We start from the raw sequence: 19,084 nt of genomic DNA, 5'->3' as shown, positions 1-19,084 counted from the left end.
TATGTCCAACGAACTTGACATCCTTGCCACGGACGGCGCAGGCGCCGAGGCGGCCAGTGGGGCCGCGTCAGCGGCGACACGCCAGCCGGCTCTTATTTCTCGCGAAGTCGCGCGCCGCCGCACCTTCGGCATCATCTCCCACCCGGACGCCGGTAAAACCACCCTGACCGAGAAGCTGCTGCTGTTCTCGGGCGCGATCCAGCTCGCCGGCACCGTCAAGGGCCGCAAGAGCGGCCGCCATGCGACCTCCGACTGGATGGACATCGAGAAGCAGCGCGGCATCTCGGTCGCGTCCTCGGTGATGCAGTTCGAGTTCCGCGACCACGTGATCAACCTGCTCGACACGCCGGGCCACCAGGACTTCTCGGAAGACACCTACCGCGTGCTGACCGCGGTCGACTCGGCGCTGATGGTGATCGACGCCGCCAAGGGCGTGGAAGAGCAGACGATCAAGCTGCTCGAGGTCTGCCGCATGCGCAACACCCCGATCGTCACCTTCATGAACAAGCTCGACCGCGAAACCCGCGACCCGCTCGAGCTGCTCGACGAGCTGGAATCGGTGCTGAAGATCGAGTGCGCGCCGGTGACCTGGCCGATCGGCATGGGCAAGAACTTCCGCGGCGTGTACCACCTGCTGAACGATACGATCATGCTGTTCAAGGCCGGCGAGGAAAAGGCCGACGGCGCCTTCGAAATCGTCAAGGGCATCGACAACCCGAAGCTGGCCGAGATGTTCCCGCTCGAGATCGAGCAGCTCAAGATGGAAGTGGAGCTGGTGCACGGCGCCTCGCATCCCTTCGACCTGGAGCGCTTCCTGTCGGGCGTGCAGACCCCGGTGTTCTTCGGTTCGGCGATCAACAACTTCGGCGTGCGCGAGATCCTGTCGGCGCTGGTCGACTGGGCCCCGGGCCCGCGCGAGCGCGACGCCACCGTGCGCGCCGTGAAGCCGGAAGAGCCGAAGTTCTCGGGCTTCGTCTTCAAGATCCAGGCCAACATGGACCCGGCCCACCGCGACCGCATCGCTTTCCTGCGCGTGTGCTCGGGCCGCTTCGAGAAGGGCATGAAGGTCAAGCACCTGCGTTTGGGGCGCGAAGTCAAGCTGTCGTCGGTCGTGACCTTCATGGCATCGAGCCGCGAACAGGTCGAGGAAGCGTATGCGGGCGACATCATCGGCCTGCCGAACCACGGCAACATGCAGATCGGCGACAGCTTCTCGGAAGGCGAGATGCTGACCTTTACCGGCATTCCTTATTTTGCCCCGGACCTGTTCCGCACGGTGCGCATCCGGAATCCCCTGAAGGTGAAGCAGCTGCACAAGGGCTTGCAGCAGCTGGGCGAGGAAGGCGCGGTCCAGGTGTTCAAGCCGGTGCTGGGCTCGGACCTGATCCTGGGCGCGGTCGGCGTGCTGCAGTTCGAGGTGGTGGCGAGCCGCCTGTTGAATGAATACGGCGTGGACGCCGTATTCGAGTCTTCCAGCATCAGCAGCGCGCGCTGGGTGTCGAGCGACGACAAGAAGGCGCTGGCCGACTTCGAAAACCAGCTCGGCCACCAGGTCGCCTACGATGCCGCCGGCAACATGGCCTTCCTGGCGACCTCGGGTGTCAACCTGCGCCTGACCCAGGAACGCTGGCCGAAGCTGACTTTCCACGCGACCCGCGAGCACGCGGCCAAGCTGGACTGATACGGCAAGAGCGCCGGCCGGGCGCCGGCCGCTCCTGCGAAACGGATCCACATCGTGGATCCGTTTTTTTTTTGCGCTGTGACTGCGGCTGGTGCTTTGATTCCATGCGTGAGTAATTTATATTGCTCGAATGTGGCAATCTCAAGTTCTCGAAAAAGTTTACAGATTGCCACGTTCTGGCATATAGTTATTCATAATAAGAGAATAACTACTTTCGGAGGTGGAGTATGGCGTTGCTGCATCGTTGTCACCTGCTGTTCCTGGTCGCGGGCTTGCCCGTCCCGGCGCTGGCCCAGCAGTCGGAGCCGGCGGAGCCCGTCGCCCGGGTCGAAGTCAGGGGCGGCGCGGCGCGCCATGACCCGCGGCGCGACGACACCGCCGCGCGCTTCGTGCTCGGCCGCGAGGAGATCGAACGCTACGCCGACACCAGCGTGTTCGACCTGTTCAAGCGCATTCCGGGCGTGACGGTGACGGTCGGCGCCGGACGCCAGGCGCAGGTCAGGATGCGCGGCCTGGGCGAGGGCTACACCCAGGTCCTGCTGAACGGCGAGCGCACGCCGGCCGGGTTTACGCTCGACAGCCTGGCGCCCGAGAGCATCGAGCGCATCGAGGTGCTGCGCGCCGCCATGGCCGAGTTCCCGACCGAGTCGGTGGCCGGCACCATCAATATCGTCCTGCGCAAGAAGGTGCGTGCGCGCGAGCGCGAGCTCAAGCCGGGTTATCTGTTGTCGCGCGAGTTCCGCGGACCGACCTTCAGCGCCCGGCTGGCGGACCGGGGAGAGCGCTCCTCGTGGTCGTTTACGGCCAGCGGCAACCACGACGCGCTTGCACGCAAGTCGACCGGCAGCGAGCGCAATACGCGGCCGGACGGCGTGGTGGACCTGTGCAGGACCACGCTGCTGCGGGAACAAGGGCGCATGAACCGCCTGAACCTGGAACCGCGCTTTAGCTGGACGCTGGAGAACGGCGACACGCTCGCCTGGGAGACCCTGGCCAACGGCAGCGGCTTTCGCAACCATGGACATGCGCTGGTGAGCACCGCGACCGGCGCGGCGCCGCCGGTGCCGGACCTGCATACCTTCGGCGAGATCGACGACAGGATGCTCAAGTCCGACCTGCGCTGGACCCATGCCCTGGCATCCGGCGCGAAACTCGAGACCAGGATCGGCGTCGAGGGCAAGCGCAGCAAATCCCTGGAGCGCCGCGTCGGCGCCGACAGCCTGGGGCGTCCCGCCACGAACGGCAGCGTGCGGGCCGATACGCGGCAGAAGGGCGCGAGCAGCACCGGCAAGTACAGCCGCAGTGTCGAGGGCGGCCACGTAGTGGCCCTCGGCTGGGATGCCGGCGTCAACGCGAGCGATGACCTGCGCGCCGAGCGCGACGCGATCCGGGCGCTGCCGCCCGCCCAGCCGCCCGAGGAAGACTTCGCCGCCCGGGTGGCGCGCGCCGCCGTCTATGCGCAGGACGAATGGACGCTGACGCCGCGCTGGTCGGTCTATCTCGGGGCGCGCTGGGAGGGCGTGCGCACCCGCGTGAGCGGCAACACCTTCGCCCCGGCCCGGGTGCGCTCGAGCGTCCTGAGCCCGATCTTCCAGACCCTGTGGAAGCTCCCGGGCAGGGAAGGGGAGCAGGAGGGCCAGGGCAGTCAACTGCGCCTGGCCCTCAGCCGCACCTACAAGGCGCCCGACCTGTACAGCCTCGTGCCGCGCCGTTCGGCCTGGGAAAACAACAGCGCCACCGAGGCCGATTACCAGGGCAATCCGAACCTGGAACCGGAGCTGGCCTGGGGCGTCGACGCCGCCTGGGAGCATTACTGGGCACAAGGCGCGATGGTGTCGGTGAGTACCGCGTTGCGGCGCATCGACAACTACACCAGCAACCGCGTCTATTTCGACGGCACGCGCTGGATCTTCACCCCGGTGAACGCGGACCGCGCCGTCCTGCGCAGCCTGGCGCTGGAGACGCGCTTTCCCTTGCGCGCGCTGCTCCACGGTGCGCCCGCCATCGACCTGCGCGCCAGCGTCAGCCGCAACTGGTCGCGGGTCGAATCGGTGCCCGGACCGCACAACCGGATGGAGCAGCAGACGCCCCTGAGCACCAACCTCGGCATCGACTACAAGCGCGGCGCACTGGCGGCCGGCGGCAGTCTTGCCCACCGCCGCGGCGGCTTCGTCCGGGTCGCGGCCAACCGCGGGTTTTATTCGGAAGCGCGGACCGACCTCGAGACCTATGCGGTGTGGACCTTGTCCCCGACAATCCAGCTGCGCGCGGTGCTGTCGAACCTGCTGGGCGAGCACAACCGGTTCGGGCCGAGCTACACCGATCCGGCCAGCGGCACGGAGACGCGCGCCTGGGATTATCCGGAGAGCGTCAAGCTGCGCACCACGCTCGAGATGACGTTCTGAGCGATGGTCACATGGCCGGGGCGTGTTCGCCGGCCGGCGGCGCCGTCTCGATGCGCGTCACCACCTGGGTGGCGACGCTGCCGTCCGGCGCGGTCACGCGCAGCTGCACCGGCATCCAGTCGTGCCCGGGCGCCAGCCACAGCTCCAGCCGGGAGCGGCGCGCTCCGGCAGATTGGTCCAGCTCGGCCAGGCGCACCGTGGACAGGGTGCCGGCGCCGGTGGCGAGCTGCTCGCGCCCAAGCACCTGGAAACGCACAACCTCGGCGCCGTCCGGAGCGCCGACCACGATCTCGATCGTGTCCTGCATCTGCTCCGGCTGGGCCAGGCCGATGCCGGCCAGCTGCATCAGCACCGAGGCCCGGTCCTGGCTGCCCAGGTGCAGGGGCGCACTGCCTCCGTTCGATGCGAAGACGATGCGTCCGTTCGCGCGGTCGAAGCGGGTGATGCGGTCGCTGCCATCGTCCTGGTGCTCGCTGGCCTGCAGCGGCGCGATGCCGGCGTCGTCGCCGCCGCCTTCGCTTTCGAGCAGGCCGAGCACGCCTTCGACGCGAAGCTGGTAGCGTCCGGCGTCGGCTTCCCAGACGATCTGCGCCTCGCCCTCGCCCTCGTTTGTCGGCGGGCGGCCGGGCCGGGTGCGGCTGACGCTGTAGAGCAGGCGCGCCGCGGGCGGCGTGCGCACCAGGTAGCGTCCGGGCATTCCCTGCGGCGCGTCGCCGGCCGCGGCTGGCGGCGGCGCTGCCGGCGCGTCCGCGGACGGGGATGCAGAAGGGGCGGAAGGCGCAGGCAGGAGCGGCCGCAGTGGCGGCAGGGCAGGGGCAGGGAGAGAGGGACGCGCGGCCGCGGTGGCCGGTTGCGAGGCCGGCGCCGACGGTGTGTGCGGTGGGGCCGGCTGGGCGGCTTGCGGCTGCCGCGGCGGCGCCACGTCCGCCAGGCGCAGCGTGATCGCTCCGCCGGCCGCGTCGCGCTGGTCGACGTCCAGGCGCGGCCCGATCCAGGCCAGCGCGAGCAGGTGCAGCAACAGGGATAGCCCGCACAGCGCCAGCAGGCGCCGGTGCCGGGCCAGGTGGACGGCGATCTTCATGGCGCTAGTTTAACTGCGCGAACGCAATTGTCCATGGCGCCACGTCGACGGCCCCGGCAGGAATGGTCTTGATTTCGCGCAACAGCGGGGCCGGGGCGATGCCGTAGATTGGTCAAATGCGTTGAAGAAATTTTGCGCGTTGCCGACATCGAGGGCCTTATGACGATCATCCCGCTTCTCCCCGCCGCGGCCGGTCCGGCCGTGTTCCCATCCCTCACCCGCGGCGTCCCATCATGCTCGCCCGTCTGAAGATCGGCCCCAAGCTGCTGCTGGCGCCTGCGGTCGTGCTGGTGCTGCTGGTGCTGCTCTCGAGCGGCGCCTGGTATGCGATGGTGCGGCAGAACGATTCGCTCGAGGTCATCGTCCACCAGCGGGCCGTCCAGATGCGCGCCGCCAGCGACCTGGTGGTGGCGGCCCAGCGCGGCCATGCCCAGGTCTACCAGTTGCAGACCTGGATCGCCGGGAGCTTCCCGAAGAAGCGCCTCGAGCCGCTGATCCGCGAGATCCACCGCCAGCACGCCGTCACCGAACGCGGGTTGGCGCGGGTGGTGGGCATGACGCAGGCCGGCAGCGCCGAGCGCCGCTATGTCGAGCAGGCGCGCGAGGCCTACCGCGCGTATACCGCGGCGGTGCGCGACGTGCTCGAGATCGTGCGCGACGACCAGTCGATCGGGGCCAACGCCATGAGCAAGGCCGACAGCGCCTTCGCCGTGGTCGCGCAGCGCCTGACCGAATTGTCGGAACTGGAGCAGGCGCTCTCGCGCGCAGCGTCGGACAGCGCGGCCGCCGACTTCCGCATCATGACCTGGGCGATGCCCTGCGTGATCCTGCTGGCGGTGGCGGTGTCGCTGCGCATCACGATGGCGGTGCGGCGCGCGCTGCTGCTGGAGATCCGCGGCATCGGTGCCGCCGCGGTGGACCTGGCGAGCGGCGACCTGACGGTCAAGGAGCGGGTCTACGGCAACGACGAGATCGCCGATACGTCGCGCGCGCTCGACGCCAGCATCCGCAACCTGAACTTCACCCTGCGCACCATCCTCGAATCGGCGCGTTCGATCGGCAGCGCCTCGCGCGACATCGCGCTCGGCAACCTGAACCTGACCACGCGCGCGGTGTTTCGCGCCAGCTCGCTGGAACACACGGCGTCCTCGATGCAGGAGCTGGCCGCCACCGTCAACCAGACCGCCGACAGCGCGCAGGCCGCGAACCGCCTGGCCGCCTCGGCATCGAGCGTGGCCCAGGAAGGCGAAAACGTGGTCGACCGCCTGGTGACGACGATGGAATCGGTCAAGGGCAGCGCGCGCCGCGTGGACGACATCGTCGGCCAGATCGACGCGATCGCCAACGAGACCGGTACGCTGGCGCTGAACGCGGCGCTGGAGGCGGCGCGCGCGGGAGAGGGTGGCCGCGACTTCGCCCTGGTGGCGAGCGACGTGCGCTCGCTGGCGCTGCGCGCCGGCGCCGCGGCGCGCGAGATCCGCGAGCTGATGGCGCAATCGGTGGCCGAGATCGAGGGCGGCACCGCCTGGGCCGCCCAGGCCGGCAACAGCATGGCGACCATCGCCATGTCGGTGCAGCAGGTGGGCGACATCGTCAGCCGGATCAGCTCTGCCAGCGCCGAGCAGGCCAGCGGGCTGAACGAGGTCAGCGAGGCGATCGTGCAGATGGACCAGGTCACGCAGCGCAATTCGACGCTGGTGGAAGAGGCGGCCGACGCGGCGCGCACCCTGCAGATGCAGGCCCTGACCCTGTCGCGCGCGGTGGCGGCATTCCGGCTGGACGAGGCGGTGACGGCGCAAGCGCCGCCGCCTGCGCCCGGGAAGCACGAGAAGCAGAGCGCGGTGTGCAACTGGTCGCGGCTGGTGACCGAGGCTGCCGTACAGGCGCCGGGGGGCGTGGAGCGGCGCAAGCATGCGCGGCCGCATCTGCACCTGGCTTCGCGGCGGGATTGACGGGCGCCGGGATGGATTCACGCCGAACCGGTCGGCGGCGGGATTGATCGTAGGGTGGGCGCCCCGTGCCCACGCGTGACGCCTGCGTCGAGTTGGCGTTCATGACGTAGGGTGGGCGCCCTGTGCCCACGCGTGACGCCTGCGTCGAGTTGGCGTTCATGAAGCGCAGCGTCTGCTCATCGTTCCCGCGTGGGCACAGGGGCGCCCACCCTACGCCCCGCCGCCGTCCATGAAAAAAGCCCCGCCGGCGCTTGCGCGCCACGGGGCTTCTTCACATCACGTCAAGTCGGCGCGGATTACTCGTAATCGCTGATCGGCGCGCAGCCGCAGAACAGGTTGCGGTCGCCGTAGACGTTGTCGGCGCGGCCGACCGGCGGCCAGTACTTCTTCTTGCGCAGCGATGCGACCGGGAACGCCGCCACCTCGCGGGTATAGGTGTGCTGCCAGTCGTCGGCGGTGACGACTTCCGCGGTGTGCGGGGCGCCCTTGAGCGGGTTGTCCATCTTGTCGTACTCGCCGCGCTCGACCTTCACGATCTCGGCGTGGATGGTGATCATCGCCTCGATGAAGCGATCCAGTTCCGCCTTCGACTCCGACTCGGTCGGCTCGATCATCAGGGTGCCCGGCACCGGGAAGCTCATGGTCGGGGCGTGGAAGCCGAAGTCCATCAGGCGCTTGGCCACGTCTTCGTTGCTGATGCCGGTCTTGTCCTGCAGCGGACGCAGGTCGATGATGCACTCGTGCGCGACCAGGCCGTCGTGGCCGGTGTACAGCACCGGGTAGTGCGGAGCCAGGCGGCGCGCGATGTAGTTGGCGTTCAGGATCGCGGTCTCGGTGGCCGCGGTCAGGCCTTCCGCGCCCATCATCGCGATGTACATCCACGAGATCGGCAGGATCGAGGCCGAGCCGTAGGCCGCGGCGCTGACCGCGCCGATGCCGGCTTCGTTGCGGACGTATCCGGTCGACAGCTGGTTCGGCAGGAACGGTGCCAGGTGGGCGCCGACGCCGATCGGGCCGACGCCGGGGCCGCCGCCGCCGTGCGGGATGCAGAAGGTCTTGTGCAGGTTCAGGTGGCTGACGTCGCCGCCGAAGGCGCCCGGCGCGGCCACGCCGACCATCGCGTTCATGTTGGCGCCGTCCACATACACCTGGCCGCCGTGCTGGTGCACGATCTCGCACAGTTCCTTGATGCCCTCTTCGAACACGCCGTGGGTCGACGGGTAGGTGACCATTACGCAGGCGAGATCCTTGCTGTATTGCTCGGCCTTGGCCTTCAGGTCGGCCAGGTCGACGTTGCCGTTCTCGTCGCAGGCGGTGACCACCACCTTCATGCCGACCATGCTGGCCGACGCCGGGTTGGTGCCGTGCGCCGACGACGGGATCAGGCAGACGTTGCGGTGGCCTTCGCCGCGCGACTCGTGGTACTTCTGGATGACGAGCAGGCCCGCGTACTCGCCCTGCGAGCCGGCGTTCGGCTGCAGCGAGATCGCGGCGTAGCCGGTGGCAGCGCACAGCATGGCTTCCAGCTGGGCGATCATCTCGCGGTAGCCGACGGTCTGGTCTTCCGGTGCGAACGGGTGGATGTTCGAGAACTCGGGCCAGGTGACCGGGATCATCTCCGAGGTCGCGTTCAGCTTCATGGTGCACGAACCCAGCGGGATCATGGTGCGGTCCAGCGCCAGATCCTTGTCGGCCAGGCTACGCAGGTAGCGCAGCATCTCGTGCTCGGCGTGGTAGCGGTGGAAGGTCGGGTGGGTCAGGTAGGCGCTGGTGCGGGCCAGGGCGGCCGGGTAGGCGTCCTGCACGTCGCTGTCCAGGGCGTCGATATCGACCTGCTTGCCATTGCCGAAAATCGAGAACAGCAGGGCCAGGTCGTCGCGGGTGGTGGTTTCGTCCAGCGACACGCCGACGTGCTCGCCGTCGATGCGGCGCAGGTTGACGCCGGCGGCTTCGGCGGCGGCGTGCAGCGCCTGCGCGTCGCCCTTGACTGTCAGGGTGTCGAAATAGCTCGTGTTCAGGACTTCGACGCCGAGCGACTTCAGGCCGGCGGCCAGGATCGCGGCCTGGCGGTGCACGCGCTGGGCGATGCGCTTCAGGCCTTCCGGGCCGTGGTAGACCGCGTACATGCCGGCCATCACGGCCAGCAGCACCTGGGCGGTGCAGATGTTCGAGGTCGCCTTTTCGCGGCGGATGTGCTGTTCGCGGGTCTGCAGCGCCAGGCGGTAGGCCTGGTTGCCCTGGGCGTCGACAGTGACGCCGACCAGGCGGCCGGCCATGCTGCGCTTGTATTCGTCGCGGGTGGCCAGGTAGCCGGCGTGCGGGCCGCCGAAACCGAGCGGCACGCCGAAGCGCTGGCTGTTGCCGACGACCACGTCGGCGCCCCAGTCGCCGGGCGCGGCCAGCATGGTCAGGGCCAGCAGGTCGGCGGCAACCACGACCATTGCTCCAGCGGCGTGCAGGTGCTCCACGGCGGCGCGGTAGTCGCGCACTTCGCCGTTCACGCCCGGGTACTGCAGCAGCACGCCGAAGCAGGTCTCCTCCAGCTTTTCGATGTCGGCGGCGGGCACGACGCGCACCTCGACGCCGATCGGCTTGGCGCGGGTCTGGACCACTTCCAGGGTCTGCGGCAGCACGTCGTCGGCCACGATGAAGACCTTCGAGGCCGACTTGCCGACGCGCTGGAGCAGCGTCATCGCTTCGGCGGCGGCGGTGCCTTCGTCGAGCATCGACGAGTTGGCGATGCCCATGCCGGTGAGGTCGGTGATCATCTGCTGGAAGTTCAGGATCGCTTCCAGGCGGCCCTGCGAAATTTCAGGCTGGTAGGGCGTGTAGGCGGTGTACCAGGCCGGGTTCTCGAAGATGTTGCGTAGGATGACCTTCGGGGTATGGGTGCCGTAGTAGCCCTGGCCGATCATCGACTTCATGACCTTGTTCTTCGACGCCAGCGCCTTCAACGTGGCGAGCGCGTCTTCTTCGCTGCGCGGCTCGACGAACTGGCCCAGGTCCAGGACGTCCTTGCGGCGGATGTTCGCGGGGACGACGGCGTCGATCAGCGCGGCGCGCGATGCGTAGCCGAGGGTCGACAGCATGGCTGCCTGTTCGGATTCGGAGGGACCGATATGGCGCGGAATGAACGCGTCGCGTGCTTCAAGTTGGGTGAGGCTGGTGCGGGTCATGGTAGAGGCCAAAAGAGCTGGCGCGGGAAGCGCCGTGGGATTGGGAATTTGGACAAGCAAGGGTGGTGCGCGGACCGCGCACCACGGACGCCGGCGGAGCCGGCGCGTCATTCAGGGTTCGATCAGTGATCGGTGGTCTTGCCGTAGGCGTCGGCGTCCATCAGGCCGTTGATCGCGTTGGCGTCGCTTGGCTGCAGCTTGAACAGCCAGGCGCCGTAGGCGTCCTGGTTGATCGAGTCCGGCGCGTCGGCGACCGGCTGGTTGACGGCGGTGACGGTGCCCGAGACCGGCGCGTAGATGTCGCTGGCGGCTTTCACCGACTCGACCACGGCGGCGTCGTCGCCGGCGGTGAAGGCCTTGCCGACCTGCGGCAGTTCGACGAACACGATGTCGCCCAGGGCGTCCTGTGCGTATTCGGTGATGCCGACGGTCAGGGTGCCGTCGGCTTCGAGACGGACCCACTCGTGGGACTCGGTGTATTTCAGGTCGGCTGGGATGTTCATGTAGGGGGCTCCTGGTTGGGATGAGGCGTAATTATATGTCTGGGATGTTCGATTCAGGCGGCCAGCACTTTGCCGTTGCGCACGAATGGCAGCTTGACCACGGAAGCGGCCAGCTTCTTGTCGCGGATCTCGACGTGGACGGTGTCGCCGACCTGCACGTCCATCGGCACGCGCGCCAGCGCGATCGCCTGCTGCATGGTCGGGCTGAAGGTGCCGCTGGTGATTTCGCCGGCGTTACCGGAGGCGGCAATCACTTTCTGGTGGGCGCGCAGGATGCCGCCTTTTTCGCGCAGGATCAGGCCGACGAACTGGGTCTGCTGGCCTTTCGCCTGCAGCGCCGCCTTGCCGATGAAGTCGCGTTCCGAAGCCAGGTCGACGGTCCAGCCCAGGCCGGCGTCCAGCGGATTGACGTTCTCGTCCATGTCCTGGCCGTAGAGGTTCATGCCCGCTTCCAGGCGCAGGGTGTCGCGTGCGCCCAGGCCGGCCGGCTTGACGCCGGCGGCGATCAGGGCGTTCCAGAGCGCTTCGACCTGGGTTGCCGGCACGCCGATCTCGAAGCCGTCCTCGCCGGTGTAGCCGGTGCGCGCGACCATGGCTTCGCCGAAGGCGGTGTCGGCGACGATCGCGACGTTGAAGGGCTTCATGGCTTCGGTGGCGGCCCGGGCCTGGGGCAGCACCTGCCAGACCTTGGCGCGGGCGTTCGGGCCCTGCACGGCGACCAGGGCGATGCTGTTCTCACCGTCGCGGCGCTGGGTGATCGTCAGGCCGCTGCCGGTGGCGTCGTTCTGCTGGCGCATCCAGGCCACGTCCTTCTCGGCGGTGCCGGCGTTGACGACCAGGCGGAACCAGTCTTCGCGGAAGAAGTAGACGATCAGGTCGTCGATCACGCCGCCTTCGGGATTGAGCATGGCCGAGTACAGCGCCTTGCCCGGGGTCTGCAGCTTGTCGACGTTGTTGGCCAGCAGGCCGCGCAGGAAGTCACGCGCGTTGGCGCCCTCGAGGTCGACCACGCACATGTGCGAGACGTCGAACATCCCGGCGTCGCTGCGCACGGCGTGGTGTTCTTCGATCTGCGAACCGTAGTTGACCGGCATGTCCCAACCGCCGAAATCGACCATCTTGGCGCCGAGTGCGCGGTGTGCGGAATTGAGCGGGGTCGCTTTGAGCGTCATGGTGTCCTCAGGGCAGAAATATAGGGGAGCTGCACGCCGCCGCGGTGCGGCCTTGCGTGTGCTGCGCGCCCCTCTGTCCTTGGTACCTGAGAGATAGCGGATGTCCGCCTGCCCCTTCGGTGGGCCGGGCTGTTCGCCGGCCGCTCTCCAGAGTTGGTCCGGCCCGCATCGCGCGCCGACCCCTGACCGGTCCTTTTGCCTGAGAGTTTTTGGGTGATGCCCCTTCGGCGGCAGCGTGATGCTGCGCTCTCCCGGTCAAGACTGTGGAGGATAGGCGAGCCTTGGGTGGCTGTCAACAAAAGGAGGGGTTTGCCGCCCGCGCGCACCGTTGGAGGGCGTGCGCGCGGGCTTTTTCCTCCATTTGTTACACTGGGGCCGTCACTTTTCGGGTAAAAAGACTATGAGCGAAGATCAGACCAAACACGAGAAGGAAGCCTGGTTCACGCTGTCGGGCGACGTCAACAGCGACATGGTGCACCGGGTGTTCGAGGCGGTCGGCCACATGACCGAGGATGGGATCGAGCGGGCCCACGTGCTGGTGCAGTCGAACGGCGGCTACGTCAGCGACGGGCTGTGCCTGTACAACTTCATGTCGAACTCGCCGGTCGAGTTCGTGATGTACAACGGCGGGGCGGTCGCCTCGATCGCCGTCATCATGTACCTGGCCGGCAAGAAACGCTACGCCAGCGAGACGGCGCGTTTCATGGTGCACAAGTCGCACGCGACTGCCTCCCCGGGTTCGCGGCCGGATGCGCTCAACATCATCGTCGAGGGCCTGCGCGCCGACGATGCGCGCACCGAATCCATCCTGCGCAAGCACATCGAGCTGACGCCCGATCAGTGGGCCATTCACCAGTACTCCGACCTGCACCTGAACTCGCGCGACGCCAAGAGCGCGCGCATGATCGACGACGTCGCCGATTTCGCGCCGCCCAAGGGGGCCATCCTGCGCAATATCTGAAGGCGCGTCGCGCGGCCGGCAGGGCTGTCACCGCTGCGGCGGTGAAGGCCGCTGTCGGCCTTTTTTATGGCGCTGTCACCGTTAGCTATGGATGAGCAGTGAACTGTCGAGCTCATTCACGGTCCAATCCGCATCGTCATCGATACGGGTCGACCATGAAAGCGCCTCGCTTCACGAAGTGGTTTGCGGCCTTGCCCGCACTGAACGGGCCCCAGCGGCTGCGCGTTCTCGACGCCTTGCGACCGGCTGCCGGGCTGCACCAGGTGCTCGCGCTGATCGCGCAAGTCAGGTCGGCCGGACGCTGCTGCCCCCATTGCCGGTGCGAACGGTGGCACCGGCATGGCCATGCCAACGACCTGCAGCGCTACCGCTGCCGCGCGTGCCGACGCACCTTCAATGATTTGACCGGCACGCCGTTGGCAGGTTTGCGGCTGCGTGGAAAATGGCTGGCTTATCTCGATGCGCTGCGGGCATCGCGCCCCGTGCGGGCGGCGGCGGACGGCGTCAAGGCACACCGTAACACCGCTTTTCGCTGGCGGCATCGCTTCCTGGAGCGGTTAAAGGCGGACCGGCCAGAATCCCTGAACGGTATCGCCGAGGCCGACGAAATGTTCATCCTGGAATCCCAAAAAGGTTCGCGCAGGCTCGATCGGCCGGCGCGCAAGCGGGGTGGCGCGGCCAGCAGGCGCGGCATTTCACGCGAACTCGACTGCATCCTCGTGGCGCGTGACCGCAACAAGCAGACCGTCGATGCCGTCACCGGCCGCGGCCCCGTCAGCAAGCTCCAGCTCGAGCGCCACCTGCTGCCTTTCCTGGACAAAGATGTCTTGCTCGTGACGGACGCGAACGCCGCCTATCGTGCTTTCGCCCGTGCCCACGGTATTGCGCACCAGGCCATCAATGTGGCCGCCGGCGAGCGTGTCCGGCCAGGCCCGAAGGGCGCCATCCACATACAGAACGTCAACGCCTATCACCAGCGCCTGCGCGCATGGCTGGCGCCCTTCCATGGGGTCGCATCGCGCTACCTGCCGAACTACCTGGGATGGCGCCGAATGCTTGATGGCGGCAAGGTTACTTCTGCCGATCAGTTGTTTCGCCTTGCAATCGGGCTCATCCACAGCGAACGGTGACAGCGCCTTTTTTTATGGTGCTGTCACCGTCATGTCCTGAAAATACCCGGCGCGGCGCGCGGAAATGTTTTCGGCGGCCGGAAAATAGTGCCAATTCCAAGCGATATGGTGGCGATTATTTCGTGCAAATAATATTTGCAGTCGAGCTAACTCGACAATAAAACATTTGCATATTCCGCGTTTTTTGCAAACGCCGATATATTCCGCAAATCGATAAATGGAATGTAATAAATTAAAAAAGCCTGGAACGCATTGCGTGCCAGGCTTTTTATTCATCTACCGTCGCGTCAGCAGACAGTAGAAAGCGAATTAACGCTTGTTGTCGTTCTTGTGGCTTTGACGGCCGGCTTCGGCGTGCTGCTCAGGGGTGCCGCCGCGCATGCCCGAACCCGAGCCGGAACGCGAACCCGAGCCCGAACCGGACTGCTTGTTGCCGTCGTTCTTGTGGCTCTGGCGGCCGGCTTCGGCGTGCTGCTCAGGCGTGCCGCCGCGCATGCCGGAACCCGAGCCCGAACGCGAACCCGAGCCCGAACCGGACTGTTTGTTGCCGTCGTTCTTGTGGCTTTGACGACCGGCTTCCGCGTGCTGCTCAGGGGTGCCGCCTTGCGTGCGTTTTTGATTCGAGGCCATGATTATTCCTTTCAATGTTGAAATACATTTACTCGCCGAATAACTGCGTCGGATAAGTGAGCAGTTGATTCGGTAGTGCAATCATGCGATTCATACTGCTGAACCGGTATCGGATGATCGCCAGAGTCCGTGTAGGAAAGACTCCTACACATTAAAAATAATCATTTCCCCCAAATAGTTCAATCTAATTCGCACGCCGGCATTAAAACGCGTTTTAAAACTCTTCCCAGTCGGCGTCGGATTCGGCCGCGCTGCGCTGCGCCGGCCGTGCCGCCTTGGCAGCGGCCGGGGCGGCGGCGCGGCGCGTGGTCGGCACCGGGCGCAGGGCCGGCTTGCCCGCGATCCGGACCGGCGCCGGTACGGGCGCCGCCGCTGGCCTCGCGGCGGTCTTCGGAACGGCGGGTTCGGCCAGCACGAAGCCGCTGGTGGCGCGCGCCAGCGCCGTGGCCTGGTCGCGCACCGCGGCGGCGGCGGCGGCCGACTGTTCGACCAGGGCCGCGTTCTGCTGGGTGGCCTGGTCCATGGCGGCGATCGCGCCGTTCACCTGTTCGATGCCGGACGTCTGTTCCATGCTGGCGTCGGCGATCTCGGCGATGATGCCGGTCACGCGCTTGACGCTGCCGACCACTTCCTCCATCGTCTTGCCGGCGCGGTCGACCAGCGCGGTGCCGGCGTCGACCTTGGCCACCGAATCGTCGATCAGCGCCTTGATTTCCTTGGCCGCCGCCGCCGAGCGCTGGGCCAGGCTGCGCACCTCCGAGGCCACGACCGCGAAACCGCGCCCCTGTTCGCCGGCACGCGCCGCCTCCACGGCGGCATTCAAGGCCAGGATATTCGTCTGGAAGGCGATACCGTCGATGACCCCGATGATCTCGGCGATCCGCTTCGAGGAATCGTTGATCGACGCCATGGTGTCGACCACGTCGAGCACCACCTGGCCGCCCTTGACCGCCACTTCCGAGGCCGAGATCGCGAGCTTGCTGGCCTGGTGCGCGTGGTCGGCGTTCTGGCGCACGGTCGCGGTCAGTTCCTCCATCGACGAGGCCGTCTCTTCGAGCGAGGCGGCCTGCTGTTCGGTGCGGTTCGAGAGGTCCAGGTTGCCGCTGGCGATTTCGCCGCTGCCGGTGCCGATCTGCTCGGCGCCGGCGCGCACCTCGGCCACCATCGCCGCGATCCTGGCGCCGAGGCTGGCCAGCGTGCCCATCAGCTTGCCGGCGTCGCCCGGCTGGACGTTCTCGGCGCGCACCCGCAGGTCGCCGTCGAGCAGGCGCCGCGCCAGTTGGCTGGCGTCCTGCAGCGGGCGCGTCGTTTCCCGCGCCAGCCAGAGCGAGAGCGCCACCGCCAATCCCAGGGCGGCGGCAAGCGGCAGCACCACGGCCGCGCGCAGCGGCGAGCTCCCGGCCGGCGTCGCCAGCAGCATCTGCGCGGCGAAGACGGCATAAAGCAGGGCAAACGCGGCATGGATCTTGAGCCGGCTGTCGAGTTGGCGTATGAACTTCATGAAGCGCTCCTGGCGGGTGGGATAAGTTGGGCTTGGCTTGACCTTGTTATGTTAGGGAAAGGAAATGTCGCGAATTTGTCTAAGGTCAATAGAAAACAGGCCGTTAATGAACTGTGACCCAAGCTGTGACCCCAGACTGTGGCCCCCGGGCGTCGCACTCGCCCACAAGGAAATGGCGCGATCTCCGCCGTTCCGCTGTTGCCATATGGCAAGAATGTGCAACAATGGCAGGGATGGCCCGCCTGTCGAAGGACTTCACCATGGCTCACGCTTCCAACGAGACATCCAGCACCCGACCGCAACCCGCGCCGCCGCGCGAGATGCTGTTCGAGCTCGTCCGTACAGCGGCGAGCGGGGCGGGCGGGCAGTTGGGCGCCATGGTCAACCGGCTGGTGACGGTCCTGCTCGACATGACCACGGCCGGCAACGATGCCCAACTGGTCTACCGGCGCACGCGCGCCGGTAATCTCTTGAAGAACAATTCCTACGCCTTCATCCACCTGGCCAGCCAGGCGATCGAGCGCTCGCTCGCGCAGGCGGCCGCCGAGCTGGCCCCGGCCCTGGCCCCGCCTCCGGACGCCGGCCTGGACAATCTGAGCCTGGTGCCGCTCGAGGTCATGGACACGCGGGTCGCCTTTGGCGCGCTGTGCCGCCCGTTCGAGATCGCGCATTCCGAAGTGCTGGCCAGCCTGTGCGTGCGCCTCGGCCTGCTGCTGGGGCGCGAGGTGCTGCGTCCGAACCAGAATCCGCTGCACCCGGAAGTTTTCCTGACCGCGGTGCACGAGGCCTGGTGCGAATTCGAGCCGGATACCGGCGCGCACGAGCTGCTGCTGCCCCTGCTGCAGCCGGATCTTTTTCTCGACCTCGGCGAGCTGCTGGAAGCGGCCGACAAGACCCTGCGCGCCCACGGCAAGCAGGCGCGCGAGCGCTTCCACATCCGCAAGACCGACGACACGGCGGCGGCGCGCGCCAGGCGTTCCGGCATGGATGCCGCGCTGGCCCAGCAATTGCGCAAGCTGCTGGGCGATGCCGACGGCGAGCCGGCGGCGCCCCTGGTGCCCGAGCTGCCGCACATGCCGCAGGGCAGCGGCTGGCGTCCGAGCGCGGCGGCCGGTTTCAGCGCGGCCGCGCCGGGCGTCCCGGGCGCCGGCGTGGCGGGACAGCATGCGGCAACGACGGGCCAGCCCGGCGCGCAAGCGTTCGCCGGCACGGCGCCGCCTGCGGCCGTGGGACCTGGCCTGCAGGCGATGCCAGGCGAGGCGCCTACCGGGACGATCGCCGCGGGCGCAGTGCCGGGCGGCTTGCCGCTGTTCGTGGTGGCGGGGCAGGGCAGCGCGGCGCCGGCTGGCTTCCTGGCCGGGGCGCCGCAAGCGGCTGCCGGCGGCCCGAACGTGGAGGGCGGGGTGGCGGCAGCCGGCTTCATGGCGGCGGGCGCTCCCTTCTTCGCAGCCGCCGGACTGCCCGGCCAGCCGGGCCTGGCGCCTGGCGGGACGCCGCAGCCGCAGGCCGGCAGCCTGCTCGACCTGCTCGCCGCGATCCAGCTGGTCGCGCCGGATACGCCGGCGCCGGCCGCAATGGCAGGCATCAGCGCAGGAACCAGCACAGGCACCAGCGCGAGCGCGGGCCCGCACCAGGTGTTCTACCTGCCGCGCCTGAAGCAAAGCCTGCCCCAGGGCAGCCTGTCGCGCGGCGAGGAAAACACGCTCGACCTGCTGTCGCGCATTTTCGAGACCGTCCTCCTCGACGACAGCATTCCGCTCGAGACGCGCGAATTGATCCGCTTCCTGCAGGTGCCGGTGCTGAAGGCGGCCCTGCTCGACCAGAGCTTCTTTTTCGAAGAGATGCATCCGGCGCGGCGCATGATCGACCTGCTCTCGCGCATGGGCTGGGAGCAGCGCCAGGCCGCGGACGACCCGGTGGTGCAGGCGATGCGGCGCGGGGTCGACCGCATCGGCCGCGAGCCGGGCGCGGAGCCGCAGGCCTTTGCGGCAGCGGTGGCCGAGGTCGAGGCCGAGCTGGCGGCCGAGGAACAGGCGACCGAGGCCGCCATCGCCCAGCCGATCGCGCGCGCCACCAAGGTGGAAAGGCAGACTGTGGCGGCCCGCTCGGCGCGCCGCGTCGTCGAGCAGCGTTTGGGGGACGGCGCCCTGGTGGCTGTGGTGGCGCGCTTCCTCGAACGCCGCTGGGTCGACGTGCTGACCTTCGCCCACCTGATCGACGAGGAGCGGCCCGGCGCGGTCGAGAACGCGACCCGGGCGATGGACGACCTGGTCTGGACCGTGAAGCCGAAGGCGACCCAGGAAGAGCGGCGCGCCCTGATCGCGAAACTGCCGCCGCTCCTGGCCACGCTGAACAAGTGGCTCGACGCGATCAAGTGGCAGGACGCCGACCGCCTGCATTTCTTCGCCGAGCTGGCCGAATGCCACCTGCAGATCGTGCGCGCGCCGCTCGAGCTCTCGCCCGAGCGCCAGCTGGAACTGGCGGTGGAGGCGGCCCAGCAGGACGCGCTGCGCCGCATCGCCCAGGAGCAGGCCGCGGCGGCCGGTGAAGCGGCCGCCGAAGAGGACGGGGACGAGGCCGCGGCCCGGGTCGACGACCTGGAACGCGGCATGCGCCTCGAATTCGCCGAGCCCGACGGCAGCGTGCGCAAGGTCAAGCTGGCCTGGGTCAGTCCGCGCCGCACGCTCTTCATCTTCTCCACCGGACCGCGCCAGGAAGCCTTCTCGCTGCCGGCCGAGAAGCTGGTCGAAGCCTTCCGCAGCGGCAGCGTCACCCTGGTCGCCATGGAAGGGGTGGTCGGCCGCGTGCTGACCGAGGCGCTGCGCGAGGCGGTCAACGACCCGGCGCCGCTGTCGGCGCTGGCCTGAACGGCAAGGGTGTCCTGCTAGAATG

Annotated in this window: 12 protein-coding genes and 2 riboswitches; of the genes, 6 read left to right on the top strand and 6 right to left on the bottom strand. The window is 68.0% G+C overall.

Annotated features, from left to right (window positions below; all coding sequences use genetic code 11):
- Position 1 precedes the first annotated feature (1 nt).
- Both ACFOPH_RS08445 and ACFOPH_RS08440 read left to right on the top strand, forming a co-directional pair.
- On the top strand, positions 2–1,681 hold the full coding sequence (locus tag ACFOPH_RS08445) for a peptide chain release factor 3 (RefSeq protein ID WP_312551466.1): 1,680 nt from the start codon (positions 2–4) through the stop codon (positions 1,679–1,681).
- A 227-nt stretch (positions 1,682–1,908) separates the two neighbouring features.
- Positions 1,909–4,086 (top strand): TonB-dependent receptor plug domain-containing protein, encoded by a 2,178-nt coding sequence (locus ACFOPH_RS08440; protein WP_312551468.1) that lies wholly within the window; start codon positions 1,909–1,911, stop codon positions 4,084–4,086.
- A 7-nt stretch (positions 4,087–4,093) separates the two neighbouring features.
- On the opposite strand, the gene ACFOPH_RS08435 is transcribed toward ACFOPH_RS08440, so the two are convergent.
- The gene (locus tag ACFOPH_RS08435; protein WP_379734744.1) at positions 4,094–5,167 is read right to left on the bottom strand and encodes a DUF3108 domain-containing protein; all 1,074 of its coding nucleotides are present in this window, start codon (positions 5,165–5,167) and stop codon (positions 4,094–4,096) included.
- A gap of 233 nt (positions 5,168–5,400) precedes the next feature.
- Here ACFOPH_RS08435 and ACFOPH_RS08430 point away from each other — a divergent pair, with 233 nt between their 5' ends.
- Complete coding sequence (locus ACFOPH_RS08430; RefSeq protein ID WP_379734742.1) at positions 5,401–7,119, top strand: methyl-accepting chemotaxis protein; 1,719 nt, start codon at positions 5,401–5,403, stop codon at positions 7,117–7,119.
- A 296-nt stretch (positions 7,120–7,415) separates the two neighbouring features.
- Here ACFOPH_RS08430 and gcvP read toward each other — a convergent pair whose 3' ends face one another.
- From gcvP to gcvT, 3 genes are all read right to left on the bottom strand, one after another.
- A complete protein-coding gene (gene gcvP, locus ACFOPH_RS08425; protein WP_379734740.1) occupies positions 7,416–10,295 on the bottom strand; it encodes an aminomethyl-transferring glycine dehydrogenase in 2,880 nt (959 codons plus the stop codon).
- Between the two features lie 122 nt (positions 10,296–10,417).
- The gene (gcvH, locus tag ACFOPH_RS08420) at positions 10,418–10,798 is read right to left on the bottom strand and encodes a glycine cleavage system protein GcvH (RefSeq protein ID WP_313705638.1); all 381 of its coding nucleotides are present in this window, start codon (positions 10,796–10,798) and stop codon (positions 10,418–10,420) included.
- 53 nt (positions 10,799–10,851) lie between these two features.
- The gene (gene gcvT, locus ACFOPH_RS08415; RefSeq protein WP_379734738.1) at positions 10,852–11,970 is read right to left on the bottom strand and encodes a glycine cleavage system aminomethyltransferase GcvT; all 1,119 of its coding nucleotides are present in this window, start codon (positions 11,968–11,970) and stop codon (positions 10,852–10,854) included.
- A gap of 63 nt (positions 11,971–12,033) precedes the next feature.
- Positions 12,034–12,131: riboswitch (glycine riboswitch) on the bottom strand.
- A 16-nt stretch (positions 12,132–12,147) separates the two neighbouring features.
- Positions 12,148–12,234, bottom strand: a riboswitch (glycine riboswitch).
- Positions 12,235–12,370: 136 nt separating this feature from the next.
- Between gcvT and ACFOPH_RS08410 the strand changes: the two genes are divergently transcribed.
- Together ACFOPH_RS08410 and ACFOPH_RS08405 are read left to right on the top strand one after the other, a co-directional pair.
- The gene (locus tag ACFOPH_RS08410) at positions 12,371–12,931 is read left to right on the top strand and encodes an ATP-dependent Clp protease proteolytic subunit (protein WP_379734736.1); all 561 of its coding nucleotides are present in this window, start codon (positions 12,371–12,373) and stop codon (positions 12,929–12,931) included.
- Positions 12,932–13,086: 155 nt separating this feature from the next.
- Entirely contained in the window at positions 13,087–14,061 is a 975-nt protein-coding gene (locus ACFOPH_RS08405; RefSeq protein ID WP_379734734.1) for an IS1595 family transposase, read from the top strand.
- Positions 14,062–14,370: 309 nt separating this feature from the next.
- Here ACFOPH_RS08405 and ACFOPH_RS08400 read toward each other — a convergent pair whose 3' ends face one another.
- Together ACFOPH_RS08400 and ACFOPH_RS08395 are read right to left on the bottom strand one after the other, a co-directional pair.
- Positions 14,371–14,691, bottom strand: a complete 321-nt coding sequence (locus ACFOPH_RS08400) for a hypothetical protein (protein WP_313705641.1) — start codon at positions 14,689–14,691, stop codon at positions 14,371–14,373.
- Between the two features lie 214 nt (positions 14,692–14,905).
- Positions 14,906–16,192: a methyl-accepting chemotaxis protein gene (locus tag ACFOPH_RS08395; protein ID WP_379734732.1), complete on the bottom strand. Its 1,287-nt coding sequence runs from the start codon at positions 16,190–16,192 to the stop codon at positions 14,906–14,908.
- A 260-nt stretch (positions 16,193–16,452) separates the two neighbouring features.
- Here ACFOPH_RS08395 and ACFOPH_RS08390 point away from each other — a divergent pair, with 260 nt between their 5' ends.
- A complete protein-coding gene (locus ACFOPH_RS08390; RefSeq protein WP_379734730.1) occupies positions 16,453–19,059 on the top strand; it encodes a DUF1631 family protein in 2,607 nt (868 codons plus the stop codon).
- Positions 19,060–19,084 lie beyond the last annotated feature (25 nt).

This window comes from Massilia haematophila (assembly GCF_042647645.1).
In the GTDB taxonomy this organism is placed as follows: Bacteria; Pseudomonadota; Gammaproteobacteria; order Burkholderiales; family Burkholderiaceae_D; genus Telluria; species Telluria haematophila.
Note: the sequence above shows the minus strand (reverse complement) of the source record. Positions and strands in the feature narration are given on the sequence as shown.